Origin of the sequence: Halobacillus sp. A1-3 (genome assembly GCF_050971765.1) — a bacterium.
GTDB classification, from domain to species: Bacteria; Bacillota; Bacilli; order Bacillales; family Halobacillaceae; genus Halobacillus; species Halobacillus mangrovi_B.
The window spans coordinates 261830-278942 of record NZ_JBPCEO010000003.1 but is presented as its reverse complement, the minus strand read 5'-3'; the positions used below and the strand labels follow the sequence as shown (position 1 = coordinate 278942).

The following is a 17113-nucleotide window of genomic DNA, read 5'->3' as shown; positions in this document are numbered from 1 at the left end:
TGTTGATTTAATTAGAGAATACCACATAGATAGAAAAAAGAGGAATAGAAGGATTCTATGGAAGTTTCCACAAATGGATCAATTTGGTATATTGATAGATACATAAAAAGTATCTCTCCTTTCCTTTTTCTTAAATTTTGTCAAAGTGCAAGCGAAGTCAAAAGTGCTCGGCCTTTATAAAAAAGAAGGGCGCGTTTACTAATTTCACAATGGGTTTATTAAACTAAAAAAAGCCGAACGAATGTACACATATCGTTCGGCTTTTTCCTTCTGATAGGATTCTTCTGTTCCAGCATCGCTATTCGAATGTTCCTTTAACAACAGCTTCTCCGTTTTTGACCATTTCCCTCCCTAAAGCAACCACGGTTTCAATAGAAAGGGTTTCTTCATCGAGTAGAACAAGATCTGCATCCATCCCTTTTTTTACTTCTCCTTTCGCTTTTAATCCGAGGATATGAGCAGGGTTGGACGTAATGACTTGCAGGGCATTATCTAAAGGTACGTTAAATTGCTTTACCGCTTCGACAAATGCTTCATACATGGAACGAATCTTGCCAACCTTCATGCCAGTCAAATTCCCACCTGCATCAAAATCAGGCAGGCTGCCTTGCGCATCCGAGGTGAAGGTCATTCGTTCGATTGGCACACCTGCTTCAAGCATTCTCTTCAAAGCTTCACTGCTTTTCACTTCTCCATCCTCAATAAACTTAGGAATGGTACTTGTGGTGAAATCAACATTCCCACCTCTTTTAGCGTAATCGATGCCTGCTTCAAATAATTCGGAATTACGATTAATATGCGTAGGGTAAAACTGGGTAATAGGTATGTCCGTATTTGCGACCACTTCTTCGATGATAGTAAGGCGGTCTTCACTGTCTCCTACATGAACATTCACCACACCTTTTTTCCCAGAAAGCATCCCTCCAATTCTTGCTTGTGAAGCAATCTTCGCTAATTCCTCTACAGTAGGCTGAGAGGATCTATGATCGGCGATGGCGATTTCGCCTGCTCCTATAATGAGATCAATCAGAAGGATATCATCTTCTATTTTCCCCGTCAGTGTTCGTACAGGAACTTGATAAGATCCCGTATGAGCGTAACAGGATATCCCTTCTTCCTGGAGGGCCTTAGCCTTTGCTACCAAGTTCGTCATGGTTCTCGTTGTCCCATCAGTGCCGATTACTCCTACGACGGTCGTTACACCGCTTGTCGTTGCATCTGTCAGTTTCAATTCAGGGGTTCTGGAGCGAAAACTCCCCTCTCCACCTCCCCCTGTAATATGCACATGACCATCGATGAAACCCGGAGCTAATATTTTTCCATCAGCTTCAATTACATCAATAAAATCATTGGATAGTTCAATAGAATCCTCTATGCGGGCTATTTTCCTACCTGCAATCAGTACATCTTTCTTTCCTAAAGGGTGAGGATTATAGACGGTTGCGTTTTTTATAAGTGTAATCACTTGTCCTTCCTCCTTTATACCAAGTTAACTAAAGTTAATCAGAACTGCGGCGATAATAAACACACTCGCCAGTCCGAATAAGAGCAATTGAAATTTAATAATAAAAGCGAACCATTTTCCCCAGTCCAGTCGAGCTGCTCCAAGTGTACCCATTAGTGCAGCTGACGTCGGTACAATGATATTCGTAAGACCGTCTCCAAGCTGAAACGCCAGAACAGCGACCTGCCGGGTAACACCTGCAATATCAGCTAGCGGAGCCATCAATGGCATCGTAAGTGCCGCCTGCCCCGATCCAGATACAACGAAGAAGTTGAAGATGGACTGAAAAACAAACATGAACCATGCCGAGATCACTTCCGGCACACCTTCAAACAATTGTCCAGCCGAGTGAAGGATCGTGTTTAATACGGAAGCTGACGTCGGATCGTCTCCTCCAAGAATGATTACTATACCTTTTGCCATACCAACGACTAAAGCTGCAGGAAGCAAGTCCTTCGCCCCTTGAGCAAACCCTTCGGCGATATCATTGACTTTCATATTATTTAATCGGAATAGGACACCGATAATCCCGGCTACAAGTCCAATCGTGAAAAATTGACTTGCAATCTCTGGGATATAATAAGCATGCTGCACGACGCCCCAAATAATCCAGGCCACACCAAGTACTACTGTCAAAATGACGAGCATGTGTCCTGTTCTGAAGTTTACTTTCATCTCTTTATGATCAAAGTCGTCTCTAAAATATTGGTCCGACTCGTAGGATAAGGATTGGGTCGGATCCCTTCTAATTTTGCTTGCATATTTCCACGTGTAAAATGTACCAACAGCCGTAAACACAAGCCACATCGTCATTCTAAACGGAGTCCCGGACAATACAGGGACATCGGATACCCCTTGAGCAATGGCCACACCGAAAGGATTCATCCATGAGGTACCAAAACCAATTTGTGTAGCTACATAGGTAATCATAATTCCGGTAATCGCATCATAACCAAGAGCAATAACTAATGGAACTAGAATCATAGCAAAAGCTATTGCCTCTTCTCCCATTCCAAATACAGCTCCACCTAAAGAAAATAGAAAGAACATAACAGGAATGATGAGAACTTCTCTACCCTTTGTACGATCAATGACAGATAGAATTCCTTCTTCTACTGCCCTTGTGCGCATAATAATTCCAAATGCCCCTCCAATAATAAGAATGAAGGCAACGACTCCTACCGCAGAGCCCCATTTGTCACCAGAAACCAACCCTTCAAAAACATAGTTTAAAAGACCGGCTCCTCCTCCAGGCTCAAATAGACTTGTCCCTTCTCTTGCTCCTTCTTCTGCTGTAGTAAAACTTTCTGGTATTAAAACTGTACGGGATTCTTCAGCACCCGAATGTTCATATGTCACTTCTTTCGTCTCGAACATACCAGCTGGAACCAGATAAGTTAACAGGGCAGCGAATAATACGACAAAGAAAATGATGACGTACGTATGTGGCATTTGAATGCCTTTCTTTTTCTCTTTCATCTTACTCCTCCTATTATTTATTTCCTCACCTTCTTATACATGCAAGAACCGTGCCATTTTATATTTCTGAATATTCCGGCGTTCTTTTTTTAAAAAACATCATAAAGGTTTTTATTGGGTGTTATAATTAAAACCAAAAACAAACTAAAAAGGATGATGAAGCGGCTATGAAAAATCGATTAACTCTGATTACGGGAACACCCGAAACAAAAGAAACGCTGCATCAGCAGCTAGAAGATATTTTAGGAGAGTATATCTTAATCAACAGCTACGCTGTAGATGAGGCGATCCCAGAACAAGTTTCAGATGAGCTCATAATTTTTTCGTCTTACCTGATTGAAGAAGAGGCATCTCATCTTGTATCCAGTGGATGCAAACGAATGACAGCAAAAAGAACTATTAATTATCAAATGATTAACGAATTATTTGAAATCAACAGCGGAACAGAAGTTTTATGCGTAAACGATGCACCACAAATGGCGCAGGAAACCATAGAAACGTTGGAAAAAATCGGGATGACTAACCTTGCTTACACCCCGTACTCCCCTGGCAAAAAAGCTCCTACCCACATTAAAACAGCCATCACACCTGGAGAAGCAAAAATCGTCCCTAAATCCATCGATCAAGTCATAGATATCGGTGTACGACTGATCGATATGACAACGTTAATTGAAGTTCTTGAACATTTCCACCTGAAGGAAAAGCTGGGATGGACGATTTCCAATCGCTACACAGGAAGAATCATAGAATTAAGTCAAAGACTTGCCGAAGTGAATCGTCAAACCAAGTTATTGAACCAGCACCTGCAGCAAGTGGTTGACGGAGTTAATGATGGGGTTATGGCCATTGACCGTCACCAGAGGGTTACAGTTTTCAATCCTTTTATAGAAGAATATAGCGGACTGTCTCACGTCCATGCCATTGGAAGAACATTGACTCAGCTGTTTAAAGAACCAGAGTTACTCTCATACATGTCATCTCCTCAAGATCAAGGGAAATATTTCACGATGAACGGATACAATTTAATGATTTATAGAATTCAATGGGAAGAAAGCGACAACGTGCTTTTTATATTTAAAAATACGGATGAAACGATAACGATGGAAAAAGCTGCTAGAAAACAACTCATGAAGACAGGCTATATGTCCAAATACAGTTTTGACGATATTATTGGGAAAAGTCCCGAGATCCTACATACCAAAAAAATTGCGAGCAAACTAGCTAAAACCGAGCTTCCAGTCTTAATCCAAGGCGAAAGCGGTACAGGCAAAGAGCTTTTTGCTCACTCCATCCATAATCAGTCTAATCGTGTACTTGAGCCTTTTCTTGCTGTCAATTTCAGCGCTCTTCCTGAAGACCTGCTGGAAAGTGAATTATTCGGCTATGAAGAGGGAGCTTTTACAGGAGCTAAAAAAGGCGGAAAGAAAGGTCTCTTTGAGCAAGCTGATGGAGGTACAATTTTCTTGGATGAGATTGGAGACAGCAGTTTAAAGCTTCAAGCAAGACTCTTAAGGGTCATACAGGAAATGGAGTTAAGAAAGATTGGTGGCACTAAAACGATTCCGATTAACGTTCGAATTATTGCAGCTACAAACAAAGACCTGCTCGAGTTAATTGAAGAAGGAAAATTCAGAGAAGATTTATATCACAGGTTAAAAGTTCTATTTTTACCGATTCCTCCACTTCGCAAAAGAAAGATGGATATCCCCTTGCTTATTGAACAATTTTCAATTGAAAACAACATTCCAGAACATAAATGGGAGCATGATCTGATAGAGACATTAACGTACTTTGACTGGTACGGAAATATACGAGAACTGAAAAATACTGTATCCTATTTGTCTATTGTAGCTGATGGCGAAACAATTACCGTCCATGACCTCCCAGGAAAAGACTATTTCCAAATGCCAAAGGTCGAACCTGAGAGTCTTGTCGATCACCAATTAAATACGGAAGTTTTGACGGCAGTAAAAGAACTCAATGACGCGTCTAAAAACGCGAGCCGCAAGAAAATAACCGAAATTCTTTCAAGTGGGGGAAGTCCTTTGACAGAACAGCAGATTCGGAGAGTACTAGAAAACTTAAAAAAATCAGGATATGTAACGATCCGACGGGGAAGATCCGGCACGCAAATTACTCATGAAGGCGCTCATTATTTACAAAGCTCGATAAAATAATTAGGTTCATGCCCTGTCAGAATATAGGCCAAATGGTATAATAAGAGTATCTTTTGTCGGTAAAGGAGGGATTTAATCATGAAGCTTTTGGAACGGAAAAAGAGCAAAACCTTCTATGAAATCTTCATGATCACCCTCGCTGGCCTCTCCATTGCAACCATTTGGCAAAAAACAGGCTATAACAGTTTCATTGTCTGGGGGACGTGGAGTATATTTTTCCTGGACTTTCTATACAGACTTTTTAAAAGCAGGAATAAATGGGAGTTCGTTAAGCAAAACCCTTTTATCGTGATTGCAGCTATTCCACTCGATGCTATCTTTCAGTTTGCACGAGTAGCTCGCATCCTTCACCTTCTAAGGCTAAAGTCCATTACTAAATACTATACGATGCCGTTCATCCGCTTCTTAAAGAAACAACACCTGTTATTTGTTTCCGGTGTGACCTTCTTTTTAGTCTTTCTACTAATCATCCCTCTTAACCTTATTGAAAATGAAATTGAAACTTATAGTGATGCATGGGTAAGCGCCATCCTGTCCCTCACTTTTTTCGGTCGCTCCGGCTTTGAACCCGAGACGTCAGCCGGGCATATCATCATCGTCATTTTCACCATTCTTGGAGTCATCATCCATGGCTTGATCATCAGTACAGCCTTTGACTTTCTATTCAAATCTTCCTTTATAAAGTCCATTAAAAATAAACTTACTAAATCCTAAGTTTCAACGTCCTTATGAGGGCGTTTTTTATTTTTCTCTACCAATCTACTAGTTTAACATTTCCATAAAAAAGGAATCGTATTCGGTAATATCATTCACAGGAGGTGAAACTGTGGCAGATAAAAAGGAACAAAGAAAACAAAACGACAATGAAAGTTTTAAAGAGAAATTTAAAAAAGAACAGCTTATAGACGATATCCCAAATGAAGATGTAAAAAAGGAAGAACGCGAACAAGAAAAAGGTGAAAAATCTAAAAATGATTCTTCTACTGAAGAGAAATACAATGAAGATCTACGACCATAAATAAAATGAGGTGCTTTTATGACATCCTTTAAAGCTTTTAGAATCACAAAGTCTGAGGATTCAATTACGTCGAATATAGAAACTTTATCTCAAAAAAGTCTCCCTTCCAGTGATGTACTTATCCACGTCCATTATTCCAGCGTTAATTATAAAGACGGCATGGTTTCGCATCCGAACAACGCTCTGGTAAAAGACTATCCGATCATTCCCGGGATTGACCTTGCTGGTGAAGTCGTCTCATCTAGAGATCCCAGGTTCAAAGAGGGAGATCGAGTTATTGCCACCAGCTACGAAATAGGTGTCTCTCACCACGGTGGGTATAGTGAATATGCGAGTATACCTGCAGATTGGGTTGTCCCTCTGCCTGATGGGCTAACACTAGAACAATCCATGATTTTCGGAACCGCTGGATTCACTGCTGCCTTATCCCTACACAGGCTGGAACAGAATGGTTTAAAACCGGAAGATGGACCAGTCCTTGTGGCCGGAGCAACTGGCGGTGTCGGGAGTATGGCAGTAGCTCTTCTTAATAAACGCGGGTACACTATAGAGGCAAGTACAGGTAGTCCAGAGCATAAGGCTTACTTAAAAGAATTAGGTGCAAATAAAGTTATCTCTCGCGAAGATGTTTACGATGGAGATCTCAAACCATTATCTAGTCAAAAATGGGCTGCTGCCATTGATCCGGTCGGAGGAGAACAGCTCGCTTCCATCTTAGGAAAACTTCACTATAATGGGGCGGCAGCTGTCAGCGGTTTGACAGGTGGAACAAAAATCCCCGCACAGGTTTACCCATTCATCCTCCGGGGTATTAGTCTTATTGGCATCGACTCTGTCTACTGTCCGATGGAAACAAGGAAAAAAGTATGGCACCGTTTAGCCAATGATTTGAAGATCAAGGATGCATTGGATCAAATGAAAACGACCATTACCCTTCAAGAAATTCCAGACACTTTAGAGCAGATCCTTGCTGGTGAAACGCGCGGGCGTACGATTGTACAGTTATAATTAGCATTGCGGTAGTTGAACGATCAAAACATAGAGTTGACAATGGCGATTGACCATACTATAATAATCTATTAGTGCCTTCGCTATAAAGGTAACTCGGGATATGAATTAAATAAGAAAAGAGTGATTTGTATGAGACTGGCATTCTGCTATGTTTTGATACAACTTAATCACACTGGATCAGCTTCGGAGCTGTAAGGATGCAATAGAGGTAGGGATTGCGTCGTTTAAGTTGCCAAAAACTACCATGTAGAATTTGAACCGCGGCAAGTGGATGATTCACATAACATCCGATACTTGTTTGTAAAAAGTAACAAGTAGAATTTCATATTTTCCGAAATATAACCAAAAGCGAGTCGGACGACGGTCTGACTCGCTTTTTCCAATTTAAAAAACGTTTATACTTTCCGCTGCATGGTAATATAAGTCGTAGAAGCCATGAAGGGGGACCCATGCTATGTCACAATACTTAAATCGCATAGAACCAGAAGATGTCCGTTTTTTGATGGACATCTCTGAGTTTAAAGAATATGTTGTTGAAATGCTTGGTGAAGCTAAAGATCTTGTTCAGGTTGAGATCAGTTACGAACAATTCGCAGACGCCTATGATACGACCGTCACCAGGCCGATGATAAAGTTAGAGGAAATCAGTGATTTTACGGAAGAAAATCGTCACACTCTCCTATCTACAGGTTTTTCGATTGATCGCGAGCCTTTTGATAATGGAGATTATGCTATGGAACAAATCTTTGGTCAAGAATATACGATCGTTGATGTGAACGATGATGCTGACGGAGCCTTTTTCACGATTGAGATGCCTTACCATCATTATGTGAGCCAAAAAGAATCATAATAAGAGTGATTCCTTAAAGAGAACGACCTTTACGTTCACTGTTCCATATGAAAAAAGCCTGACAAAACTCGATTGTCAGGCTTTTCCCTACTTATAGATGTTTTTTACACGACCGACTTGTCCATCTTCTAAACGGACTTTAATTCCATGGGGGTGAGTCGGTGAATTGGTCAGAATATCTTTCACCACTCCATTTGTCAGCTTTCCAGTACGCTGGTCCTTTTTCAATACAATATCTACGTTAAGCCCCTGCTCTATATTCTTACGCTTTTGTCCATCCATCGCTCTTCCTCCTTAATAATCTGCTTTTCATCATACCATACAAGGACATAGAAAAAGCACCCGCTAAGGGTGCTTTTTCTATGTCCAAATTAATTTTGACTTCCTTTTGCATATTTACCTTGTCGACCGTATTCCTTATTTGTTGCTTCACTACGGTTTTCTCAGCTTTTACCTTGGCTGCTGTTATTGCTGTTGTCTCCATAGGAATGCTGATTCTGGATTGTACCGTCCTTCTTATGGATGACTGCGGATGTTCCTTTGTTCTCAGCGATTTCCTTCGCACGATCAATTGCATCCTGCTTGTTGTCATAAACTTTAGTCGGCTGCTCTGCACCTTCAGCTTTCACTGCCCAGCCTTCTTCGTGGGCTACGACGTGCTCTGCTTTATTTCTAGAATCTGCCATGTTTCTTCCCCTCCTAAGTTGATTTATATTTGCTATATATCCATCTTGCAAAATTTGTAAACATCATTTTTCGTTGTTCTTATAGGAAATCTTATCTTGGATATTTCCGTCCCTTTTATGGATGACGACTTGTGTCCCTTTATTTTGAGCAATTTCTTCCGCTCTTTCGACAGCATCTTCCTTTTTCTCATAAACGTTAGAAGGCTGCTTTGCATCTTCCGCCTGGACGGCCCACCCATCTTCATGTGAAACCACATGTTCTCCTTTGTCAAGAAGCTCTGGACGGTTTTCATACTGCTGGTCTTCAGGGTCACGACCTTTGAGCTCCGAATCACTCATTTGTTTAACTCGATTGATCTCTTTTTCATCTGCATTGTCATACCATTCTTTTGCCTGCTCTGTTGCGATTGGAATCGCTCGCCCTTCTTCGTACCCTTCATCAATCATGGCGTTAGCGATATCTATCGCTTTTTTTCTAACCGCGGTATCCAGGTTTTTAAATGAACTTGGATAATCATTACTATCCCAAGGCATCATCTGATCCTCCTTAACCATCTTTGTAAGTGTAATAACCGAGTTTTTCTAAACCTAAACAAGGGAAACTCTTTTATAGAAATAATTTTACCTAAATCAAAACACCTATAAACATAAGGGTAAATTTAAGGACTAATACACCGGTTTGAAAGGATTTAGAAAATAGGATAGCATTAAAAGAAGTTATTTATAGAAAACATTCAACAAATATTATGATTCTTCTTAAAGAAGGAGGCACCGTGAAGTGAAAGCGCATTATTACCCTTTAGGTGATCAAGCAGTCGTCATTGAGCTAGGAACCACTATTGATCTTACCGTCCACCAGCAGGTTAAACAGGTTTGTGAAAAGCTTGAATCCCTTGATGCTGACTGGATAGTTGAATACATACCCGCGTTTACGACAGTAACAGTCGTTTATGACCCTGTTACGATACAAAAACAAAACACTCAATCTGACCTCCTCCCCTATGAGTGGGCATGCCAGCAGCTGAAAAAGAGAATTTCAAGACTTAAGGTTAAAAAATCCCAAAAACCACGAGTCGTGGAAATACCCGTATGCTATGGCGGAGAGTTCGGTCCGGACTTAGCCCATGTAGCAGAAAAAAATGAATTAAGTGAAAAAGAAGTCATTGACATTCATACAAACGGAGATTATTTGGTCTATATGATCGGTTTCGCACCAGGCTTTCCTTATATCGGAGGCATGGATGAAAGGATTGCAGCTTCACGAAGAGACGATCCGAGACTTGAAATCCCTGCTGGTTCGGTAGGTATTGCTGGGAAGCAAACCGGAGTCTATCCAATAGAAACTCCAGGAGGATGGCAGCTCATTGGCCGGACTCCCTTACAGCTTTTCCAGCCTGAAAATGAAACTCCTTCCCTTCTGCAGGCCGGCGATAAGATCAAGTTCACCTCTATTACTAAGGAAGAGTATCAATCTGTCAAGGAGGAGGAATCATGATCCACGTCGTAAAAGCAGGTCTACTAACAACCATTCAAGATCTCGGACGTTATGGAAACCAAAAGCATGGTGTCATTGCAAGCGGGGTGATGGACAGCGAATCCCATAGAATCGCCAACCTCCTTGTAGGCAATAGTCCGGACTTGGCTACCATAGAGATTACGTTAATGGGGCCCGTCCTTGAATTTCAGGAGGATGCACTAATTTCCATCTGCGGTGGCAGCCTATCTCCTATGATTGACGGAGAGAGCGTGCCTATGTGGAGACCGATTCTTGTTAAGAAAGAAAGCGAACTAAGATTCGGAAATCCTAAGCAAGGGTTTAGGGCATATTTAGCCGTGTCTGGAGGATTTGATGTACCACTTGTTATGGAGAGCCGCTCTACTTATCTTCGAGCAGGAATAGGGGGTTTTAAAGGGAGAGCCTTAGAAAAAGGAGACGAATTAAGATTAAACCCGCCTAAAGACTCTGTAACTAATTTATTTGAAGGTTTAAGACAGAAAACAGGAAAAAATTCTTATGCAATTCCCAATTGGTTTGTGGCTCATGAATTCACTCCAGTTATCCAGTCGGGAGAAACCATACGTATTACAGAAGGCAGAGAATTTGATCAATTTTCAAAAGAAAGTCAAAAAGCTTTGATAGAGGAAAGTTTCAAAATAGACTCAAAATCCGACCGAATGGGCTATCGTTTAAACGGCCCTCGCCTTGAAAGAAAAGACGATAGAGATATGATTTCTGAGGCTGTCGCTTTTGGAACCATTCAAGTTCCTTCAGAAGGAAACCCAATCATTTTGTTAGCGGACCGGCAAACAACTGGCGGTTATCCAAAAATTGCTCAAGTCGCAAGTATCGATCTGCCTAAAGTTGCTCAGATGAAACCAGGTGAACATATTCACTTTGAATGGATTAGTCTTGAAGAAGCTCAGAAACTTTACCTTGAACGAGAAAAAGCTCTCGCTCAATTGCGAAGAGGCGTTGCATTTAAAATGAGATAGGAGGTTATTTTATGAATATCGTTGATTTAAATTGTGACATGGGAGAAAGTTTTGGTTCTTACAAAATCGGTCGTGATGAGGAAATTTTAAAATATGTCACTTCCGCCAATATTGCTTGCGGATTCCACGCAGGTGATCCATCCACGATGAAGCGGACAGTAAACATGGCAATCGAAAATAACGTTGGGATCGGAGCCCATCCAGGACTGCAGGACCTTGTCGGCTTCGGGCGCAGACCGATGGATATCTCACCTGAAGAAGCCTATGACCTTGTCATTTACCAAATTGGTGCCTTGGAAGGTTTCGTAAAGGCTGAAGGCGGAGCCCTTCAACATGTGAAGCCGCACGGTGCTCTATTTAACATGGCCGCTAAGCAAAAAGAACTTGCAGATGCCATTGCTAAAGCTGTAAAAGACATAAATCCTGAACTCGTGTTATTCGGTCTTGCTAACAGTGAACTAGTCAAAGCCGGAAAAGAAGCTGGACTGAGAACAGCCAGTGAAGTATTTTCTGACCGTACTTATCAAAAAGATGGGTCCCTTACTTCACGTCGTGAGGCGAATGCTTTGATCACTGATCATGAACAAGCAGTCAGCCAAGTCATCCGTATGATCAAAGAAGAAAAAGTCCTTACGTTACAGGACGTGGATATCGATATTGAAGCTCAAACTATTTGCATCCATGGAGATGGAGAACATGCTGTCGACTTCGCCTCCTACATTACCAATGCATTAAATGAAGCAGATATTCAACTAGATAAAATAGGGAATTTTCTAACAAGATAAAAGAATAGGAGTTACATCATGAATCAACAATCTACTCGGAGTTTACTTCTAGGAGCTGCTTTTCTTATGGCAACATCCGCCATAGGCCCAGGTTTCCTCACTCAAACTACACACTTTACAGAACAACTTGCCGCAAGCTTCGGTTTTGTCATTTTAATTTCCATCATCATAGATATCGGAGCGCAGCTCAATATATGGAGAATCATTGCAATCTCCGAGAAACCTGCCCAGGATATTGCGAACAGCCTGCTCCCTGGACTTGGGGTCCTCCTCTCTCTTCTTATTGTCGCTGGAGGTCTTGCCTTTAACATTGGGAACATCGCAGGGGCAGGTTTAGGTACAAACGTCCTTTTTGGGATTTCCCCTGAAATGGGAGCCTTGTTCAGTGGTATCGTAGCCGTCGCCGTTTTCCTTGTAAGAGAAGCAGGAAAAGTGATGGACCGCTTCGCACAAACGGCAGGATTTATTATGATCGCCTTAACGATTTTTGTTATGTTTTCAGCAGAGCCTCCTGTTGGGGAAGCTGTAGCAAAAACTGTTGCCCCTGATACGGTTGATTTTCTTGCAATCATTACGCTTGTAGGAGGAACCGTCGGTGGGTATATTACATTTGCTGGTGGGCACCGTTTATTGGATGCAGGAGTAAAAGGAAAAGAATCTCTTGGGCAAGTAACCAAAAGCTCGGTCTCAGCAATTGGTATCGCATCGATCATGCGTATTTTCCTTTTCCTTGCCGCGTTAGGGGTCGTTTCATCCGGAGTAGCGCTTGATCCGTCTAACCCGCCTGCCTCTGTCTTTCAAGCAGCTGCTGGAAACATCGGATACAAAATATTTGGAGTTATTATGTGGGCGGCCGCGGTTACATCCGTAGTCGGTGCTGCCTACACCTCAGTCTCGTTTATACGTACGTTTAGTAAAACGATCGACCGATATCATAAATGGTTTATTGTTGGATTCATCGTCATTTCAACAGCCGTGTTCGTTACCGTTGGGCGTCCTGTAAAAGTGCTTATCCTTGTAGGCTCATTGAATGGACTAATCCTGCCAATCGCGCTCGGAGTTATGCTAATTGCTGCTTATAAAACGAAAATTGTCGGTGATTATAAGCACCCACTATGGTTGACCATTTTTGGTGCGATTATCGTTGTCGCCATGGCCTATATGGGAGGCGTTTCTTTAATCGAAGGAATTCCTCAATTATTTAAATAGGAGTGAAGTCCATTGAAGCTATCCAGTTTAAGTCCTGAAGAAGCAAGAGAAATGATCCGTAAAGGAGAATGGGACCGTCCTACAGCAGGACTTTCCAACGGATATATTCAAGCCAACCTTGTTGTCCTGCCTAAAGAAATGGCTTATGATTTCCTGCTTTTTTGCCAGCGTAATCCAAAGCCTTGTCCAGTACTTGATGTTACAGACTTAAATGCTTACTATCCTCCTTCGGTTGCGCCAAAAGCTGATTTAAGGACAGACTTGCCTAAATATTTGGTGTACCGAAATGGCAAAAAAACAGAAGAACGAACGGACCTTACGGATGTTTGGACGGAAGATATGGTCGGTTTTTTGCTCGGCTGCAGCTTCACGTTCGAACAAGCCCTGCTTGAGAATGACATTCCCATTCGCCATATCGAAGAAGGTTTGAATGTCCCTATGTTTAAAACGAATCTCTCTTGTCAGCCTGCCGGACAGTTTCACGGGCCAATGGTTGTAAGCATGAGACCGATGAAATCAAAAGACGTGATCAGATCCATCCAAGTAACAAGCCGCTTCCCTTCTGTTCACGGGGCTCCTGTCCATATCGGTGATCCTGAGAAAATTGGTATACATGATCTTCACTCTCCTGATTTTGGCGACGCAGTTCCTGTTAAAGATGATGAAGTACCTGTTTTTTGGGCGTGTGGGGTCACTCCCCAGGCGATTGCCATGCACATGAAACCAAAACTAATGTTAACCCATGCTCCTGGTCATATGTTTATTACCGATCAGAAAAATGAGGCTTTTGGAGTTCTATAAGTACTAATAGCGTCTCTTTAGGAGGCGCTTTTATATTACTTCCAATACTGGGAAATTAATCGTAAACTAAACGCATAGAAAAACAAAAGGAGGAGTGTAGTTGAGTAAAGAAATGTGGAAACATGTCGATCAATATTTCAGTGATCATCTAATGCAATCAGATTTAGTAATGGAAAATTTATTATCATCTAATGCTGCTGCCGGTCTTCCTGCCATCGATGTATCAGAAAGTCAAGGAAAGCTGTTAAATCTCCTTATCCGTTTAAAATCCGCTAAACGAATACTCGAGTTTGGAACCTTGGGCGGGTATAGCACTTTATGGATGGCCAGAGCCTTGCCAGAAGGCGGTAAAATTACGACTTTAGAGTATAGTGAGAAACATGCTCAAGTTGCTGAGAAAAATATGGAAGAAGCAGGTGTTAAAGATAAAGTAGAAATTCTTACAGGGCCAGCGATTAAAACGCTCCCCACCCTTGCATCCAAAGAAAATACCTACGATTTCTTTTTTATAGATGCAGATAAAAAGAATAATCCTGCCTATATAAAGTGGGCCATTGAATTAGCTGAACCGGGGGCCTGCTTAATTGTAGACAACGTTGTACGTGAAGGAGCTATCTTAAATGAACAGGAAGACGAAGAGGTAAGTGGGATCAAAGAGATGTTTGAAATGCTGTCTAACGAGCCTCGGATTGATTCTACCGCAATTCAAACAGTTGGCTCCAAAGGATATGACGGTCTATTGTTCGCTCTTATCAACTAAAAGAAGTAAAAAGAGAGCCAGAAGCTTTTCTAGCTCTCTTGCTTTTATGTAGAATATTCCTCTTCAAGGATGGCGTAATAAAATTCATCCCACCACCCTTCTTCCATCGGTATGCACTTTTTGAAAAAACCTTCTTTTCTCATTCCGATCTTCTCCATTACTCTGTGCGAAGAATAATTTTCAGGCTGACAAGTAGCGATAATTCTATGTAACTGAATAGTTTCAAAACCATATTTCAGCAAAGCTTGTGCTGCTTCAGAGGCATATCCTTTATTGTGATGATCTCTATGAAAAACCCAGCCGATCTCATATGTATGATCTCCAAAGTATTTATGAAAAGTCATATGTCCGATCAGTTGATTGTTTTCTAACGTAATGACAGGAAAATGTTTCGCTACTCCATCGCAATTTTGATTGACGAAAGCTTTCGAATCTTTTTCGGTATGCACACCTTCAGGTAGAAATCTCATGACTTCTCGATCCGAAGTGTAGGAATAAACTGCTCTCCAATCGGTTGGTTTGAACTTTCTGATCCATAGCCTTTCTGTGTTTAAATCCATTTCTCTTCCTCTACTTTAGCTAGAAGGATGAAATCTATGGGACCTCATCCTCCTGTAACACCTATGAATTTTTATTGACCACTTTTAAAGATGTTAAAAATGATTCAATGAGTCTATTAAATTTTTCAGGTTCCTCTAAGAAAGGACAGTGGCAGCTTTGTTCAAAGATTTCAAGTTGACTGTTGGCAATAGATTTCTTTAAATGCTCTCCCGCAGCGACAGGAATTAACTTCTCTTCTCTACCAAAGCATAATAGCGTTGGACATTGGATAGAGTTCAAGTATGGACGGCAATCAATGATGGACTGATCGAACAAAATGGCACTCGCAATGCTCGCAGGAACTTTCATCGTCTCTTCCAGCATCCAACATAGATGCTCCTCAGAAACATCTTTCTTAAACATTAACGGTAGAAAACCTCTGAGAAGCCCTTTTTGATCATGCTGAAGTCCCTGCATCATAGAGGTTAAGGCAGCTAGATCGAAAGCTCCAATTTCAAAGTCCGGCCATTTAAAATCAGATGCCAGCTCATCTACAATCACGGTTGAAAGGACACCTTTGTCACCGAACTGGTGAAGGTATTCCCAGATGACAAAAGCTCCCATCGACCACCCCACCAAAGTCACATCCTGCAGATCTAAATGACGGACTAGGTCTCTTAGATCCCGGGCATATTGGGCAACCGTATGGCCAGCATTCGTTTTAGCAGAAGCCCCGTGTCCACGAAGATCCAAAGTAATAACACGAAACTTTTTCTCAAAGTAGCTAACCTGTTTATGAAAAAAACGACTGCTCATCCATACTCCATGAATGAACACAAGAGGCTTACCTTCTCCTTTATCTTCATAGAATAATTCAGCCCCATCAGACAGTTGATAAAAGGCCACCTCACCACCTCCTTATCATCCTAAAAAATATATGAGCATCCTGTTCTCTATAGAACCTAAAAAGTGACCCAGACGGCTGTTCGATCATCCACTCGTAAATCGTTGGTCTGATAATGCTCTGTCACTTGATTGATATAGCTTATCAAGCCAAATTCCCGAACTCGTCTATAAGTATCATGTAACGTATGCTCGGGATGAAACAATCCGTCTGAAAAAATAAAAACGTCTCGTATATTATCCAATGAGACAACCCCCGACTGAATGTAAGGTTCAATGTATTTCATTCCATTTGCTACTGTGTAGCCGTTCTCTCTATTCGCCATAGATCGGTTATACCGTAAGCGATTTAAAGGTTCTCTGTAATAAGTCTCTTCAGGTATCTTTTTCCCTGACTTACGGTCTTTTTCTCTTTGTCGGCTAGCCCGCTCACTGATACCTTCTACAGTATCTTTCGTCAATACCTTTGATGTTCCGTCTTCATAACTTATCATAATCATCGAGTCCCCTAATTGGGCATAATGAAGCTCATTCTCCTTTATTTTTACAACGGCTACACAAGTAGACCACCGCTCATATCCTTCTTCAACGTTGACCTTATAAGCGAGCATTTCTTGCTGAAGCTTAGTGTTTGCTTTCACCACTTCTTTTGATAATTCAGCAGTCTCTGAAAGATTCAGGAAATGTCTTTTAAAGAGCTGAGCTGCGAGATAGGCTCCATTATGGCCATCCTCATCCCTAAAATTCGTGAGCGGGGTAGCTCCATCTAGTACACCAAAAATCCCGGCCGACTCATGAACGATGAATGCATCCTCACTTTCCCTTTTCGTAGGACTTGTAATATTCACTTGTTGGATTGAATGAATCCTTTTTCTCATATAAGGACCTCCTCTAAGA

The 17113-nt window shown here is 41.5% G+C and carries 19 protein-coding genes; 11 read left to right on the top strand and 8 right to left on the bottom strand.

Annotated features, from left to right (window positions below; all coding sequences use genetic code 11):
• Positions 1-298: 298 nt before the first annotated feature.
• Both iadA and yfcC read right to left on the bottom strand, forming a co-directional pair.
• Complete coding sequence (gene iadA / locus ACRYKC_RS06840; RefSeq protein ID WP_433805992.1) at positions 299-1465, bottom strand: beta-aspartyl-peptidase; 1167 nt, start codon at positions 1463-1465, stop codon at positions 299-301.
• Positions 1466-1489: 24 nt separating this feature from the next.
• Positions 1490-2983, bottom strand: a complete 1494-nt coding sequence (yfcC, locus tag ACRYKC_RS06835) for a putative basic amino acid antiporter YfcC (RefSeq protein WP_433805991.1) — start codon at positions 2981-2983, stop codon at positions 1490-1492.
• A gap of 167 nt (positions 2984-3150) precedes the next feature.
• Between yfcC and ACRYKC_RS06830 the strand changes: the two genes are divergently transcribed.
• The 5 genes from ACRYKC_RS06830 (at position 3151) to ACRYKC_RS06810 (ending at position 8039) form a co-directional block, all read left to right on the top strand.
• The gene (locus tag ACRYKC_RS06830; protein ID WP_433805990.1) at positions 3151-5160 is read left to right on the top strand and encodes a sigma-54 interaction domain-containing protein; all 2010 of its coding nucleotides are present in this window, start codon (positions 3151-3153) and stop codon (positions 5158-5160) included.
• A 78-nt stretch (positions 5161-5238) separates the two neighbouring features.
• A complete protein-coding gene (locus ACRYKC_RS06825; RefSeq protein ID WP_433805989.1) occupies positions 5239-5874 on the top strand; it encodes a hypothetical protein in 636 nt (211 codons plus the stop codon).
• Positions 5875-5986: 112 nt separating this feature from the next.
• Entirely contained in the window at positions 5987-6178 is a 192-nt protein-coding gene (locus tag ACRYKC_RS06820) for a hypothetical protein (protein WP_433805988.1), read from the top strand.
• Between the two features lie 18 nt (positions 6179-6196).
• Positions 6197-7186 carry an acrylyl-CoA reductase family protein gene (locus tag ACRYKC_RS06815; protein ID WP_433805987.1) on the top strand — a complete coding sequence of 330 codons (990 nt, stop codon included), beginning with the start codon at positions 6197-6199 and terminating at the stop codon, positions 7184-7186.
• A gap of 457 nt (positions 7187-7643) precedes the next feature.
• Positions 7644-8039 carry a hypothetical protein gene (locus tag ACRYKC_RS06810; RefSeq protein WP_433805986.1) on the top strand — a complete coding sequence of 132 codons (396 nt, stop codon included), beginning with the start codon at positions 7644-7646 and terminating at the stop codon, positions 8037-8039.
• Positions 8040-8126: 87 nt separating this feature from the next.
• On the opposite strand, the gene ACRYKC_RS06805 is transcribed toward ACRYKC_RS06810, so the two are convergent.
• The 3 genes from ACRYKC_RS06805 to ACRYKC_RS06795 all read right to left on the bottom strand — a co-directional run bounded on the left by ACRYKC_RS06805 (position 8127) and on the right by ACRYKC_RS06795 (position 9259).
• A complete protein-coding gene (locus tag ACRYKC_RS06805; protein ID WP_433805985.1) occupies positions 8127-8321 on the bottom strand; it encodes a YwbE family protein in 195 nt (64 codons plus the stop codon).
• 161 nt (positions 8322-8482) lie between these two features.
• Positions 8483-8725 (bottom strand): DUF2188 domain-containing protein, encoded by a 243-nt coding sequence (locus ACRYKC_RS06800; protein WP_433805984.1) that lies wholly within the window; start codon positions 8723-8725, stop codon positions 8483-8485.
• A 63-nt stretch (positions 8726-8788) separates the two neighbouring features.
• Positions 8789-9259: a DUF2188 domain-containing protein gene (locus ACRYKC_RS06795; RefSeq protein WP_433805983.1), complete on the bottom strand. Its 471-nt coding sequence runs from the start codon at positions 9257-9259 to the stop codon at positions 8789-8791.
• Between the two features lie 244 nt (positions 9260-9503).
• Here ACRYKC_RS06795 and pxpB point away from each other — a divergent pair, with 244 nt between their 5' ends.
• The 6 genes from pxpB (at position 9504) to ACRYKC_RS06765 (ending at position 14773) form a co-directional block, all read left to right on the top strand.
• Positions 9504-10220, top strand: coding sequence for a 5-oxoprolinase subunit PxpB (gene pxpB / locus ACRYKC_RS06790; protein WP_433805982.1), 717 nt, complete (start codon positions 9504-9506; stop codon positions 10218-10220).
• Positions 10217-11218: a 5-oxoprolinase subunit C family protein gene (locus ACRYKC_RS06785; protein ID WP_433805981.1), complete on the top strand. Its 1002-nt coding sequence runs from the start codon at positions 10217-10219 to the stop codon at positions 11216-11218. Before pxpB ends, ACRYKC_RS06785 begins: the two co-directional genes overlap by 4 nt.
• Before the next feature lie 11 nt (positions 11219-11229).
• On the top strand, positions 11230-12003 hold the full coding sequence (locus ACRYKC_RS06780; protein ID WP_433805980.1) for a LamB/YcsF family protein: 774 nt from the start codon (positions 11230-11232) through the stop codon (positions 12001-12003).
• Between the two features lie 18 nt (positions 12004-12021).
• Positions 12022-13212, top strand: a complete 1191-nt coding sequence (locus ACRYKC_RS06775; protein ID WP_433805979.1) for an NRAMP family divalent metal transporter — start codon at positions 12022-12024, stop codon at positions 13210-13212.
• Positions 13213-13224: 12 nt separating this feature from the next.
• A complete protein-coding gene (locus tag ACRYKC_RS06770) occupies positions 13225-14013 on the top strand; it encodes a putative hydro-lyase (protein ID WP_433805978.1) in 789 nt (262 codons plus the stop codon).
• A 112-nt stretch (positions 14014-14125) separates the two neighbouring features.
• Entirely contained in the window at positions 14126-14773 is a 648-nt protein-coding gene (locus ACRYKC_RS06765; RefSeq protein ID WP_433806183.1) for an O-methyltransferase, read from the top strand.
• Positions 14774-14817: 44 nt separating this feature from the next.
• On the opposite strand, the gene ACRYKC_RS06760 is transcribed toward ACRYKC_RS06765, so the two are convergent.
• From ACRYKC_RS06760 to ACRYKC_RS06750, 3 genes are all read right to left on the bottom strand, one after another.
• Entirely contained in the window at positions 14818-15333 is a 516-nt protein-coding gene (locus tag ACRYKC_RS06760) for a GNAT family N-acetyltransferase (RefSeq protein ID WP_433805977.1), read from the bottom strand.
• A 61-nt stretch (positions 15334-15394) separates the two neighbouring features.
• Positions 15395-16219, bottom strand: coding sequence for an alpha/beta fold hydrolase (locus tag ACRYKC_RS06755; RefSeq protein WP_433805976.1), 825 nt, complete (start codon positions 16217-16219; stop codon positions 15395-15397).
• 56 nt (positions 16220-16275) lie between these two features.
• Positions 16276-17094 (bottom strand): PP2C family serine/threonine-protein phosphatase, encoded by an 819-nt coding sequence (locus ACRYKC_RS06750; protein WP_433805975.1) that lies wholly within the window; start codon positions 17092-17094, stop codon positions 16276-16278.
• Positions 17095-17113: the final 19 nt, after the last annotated feature.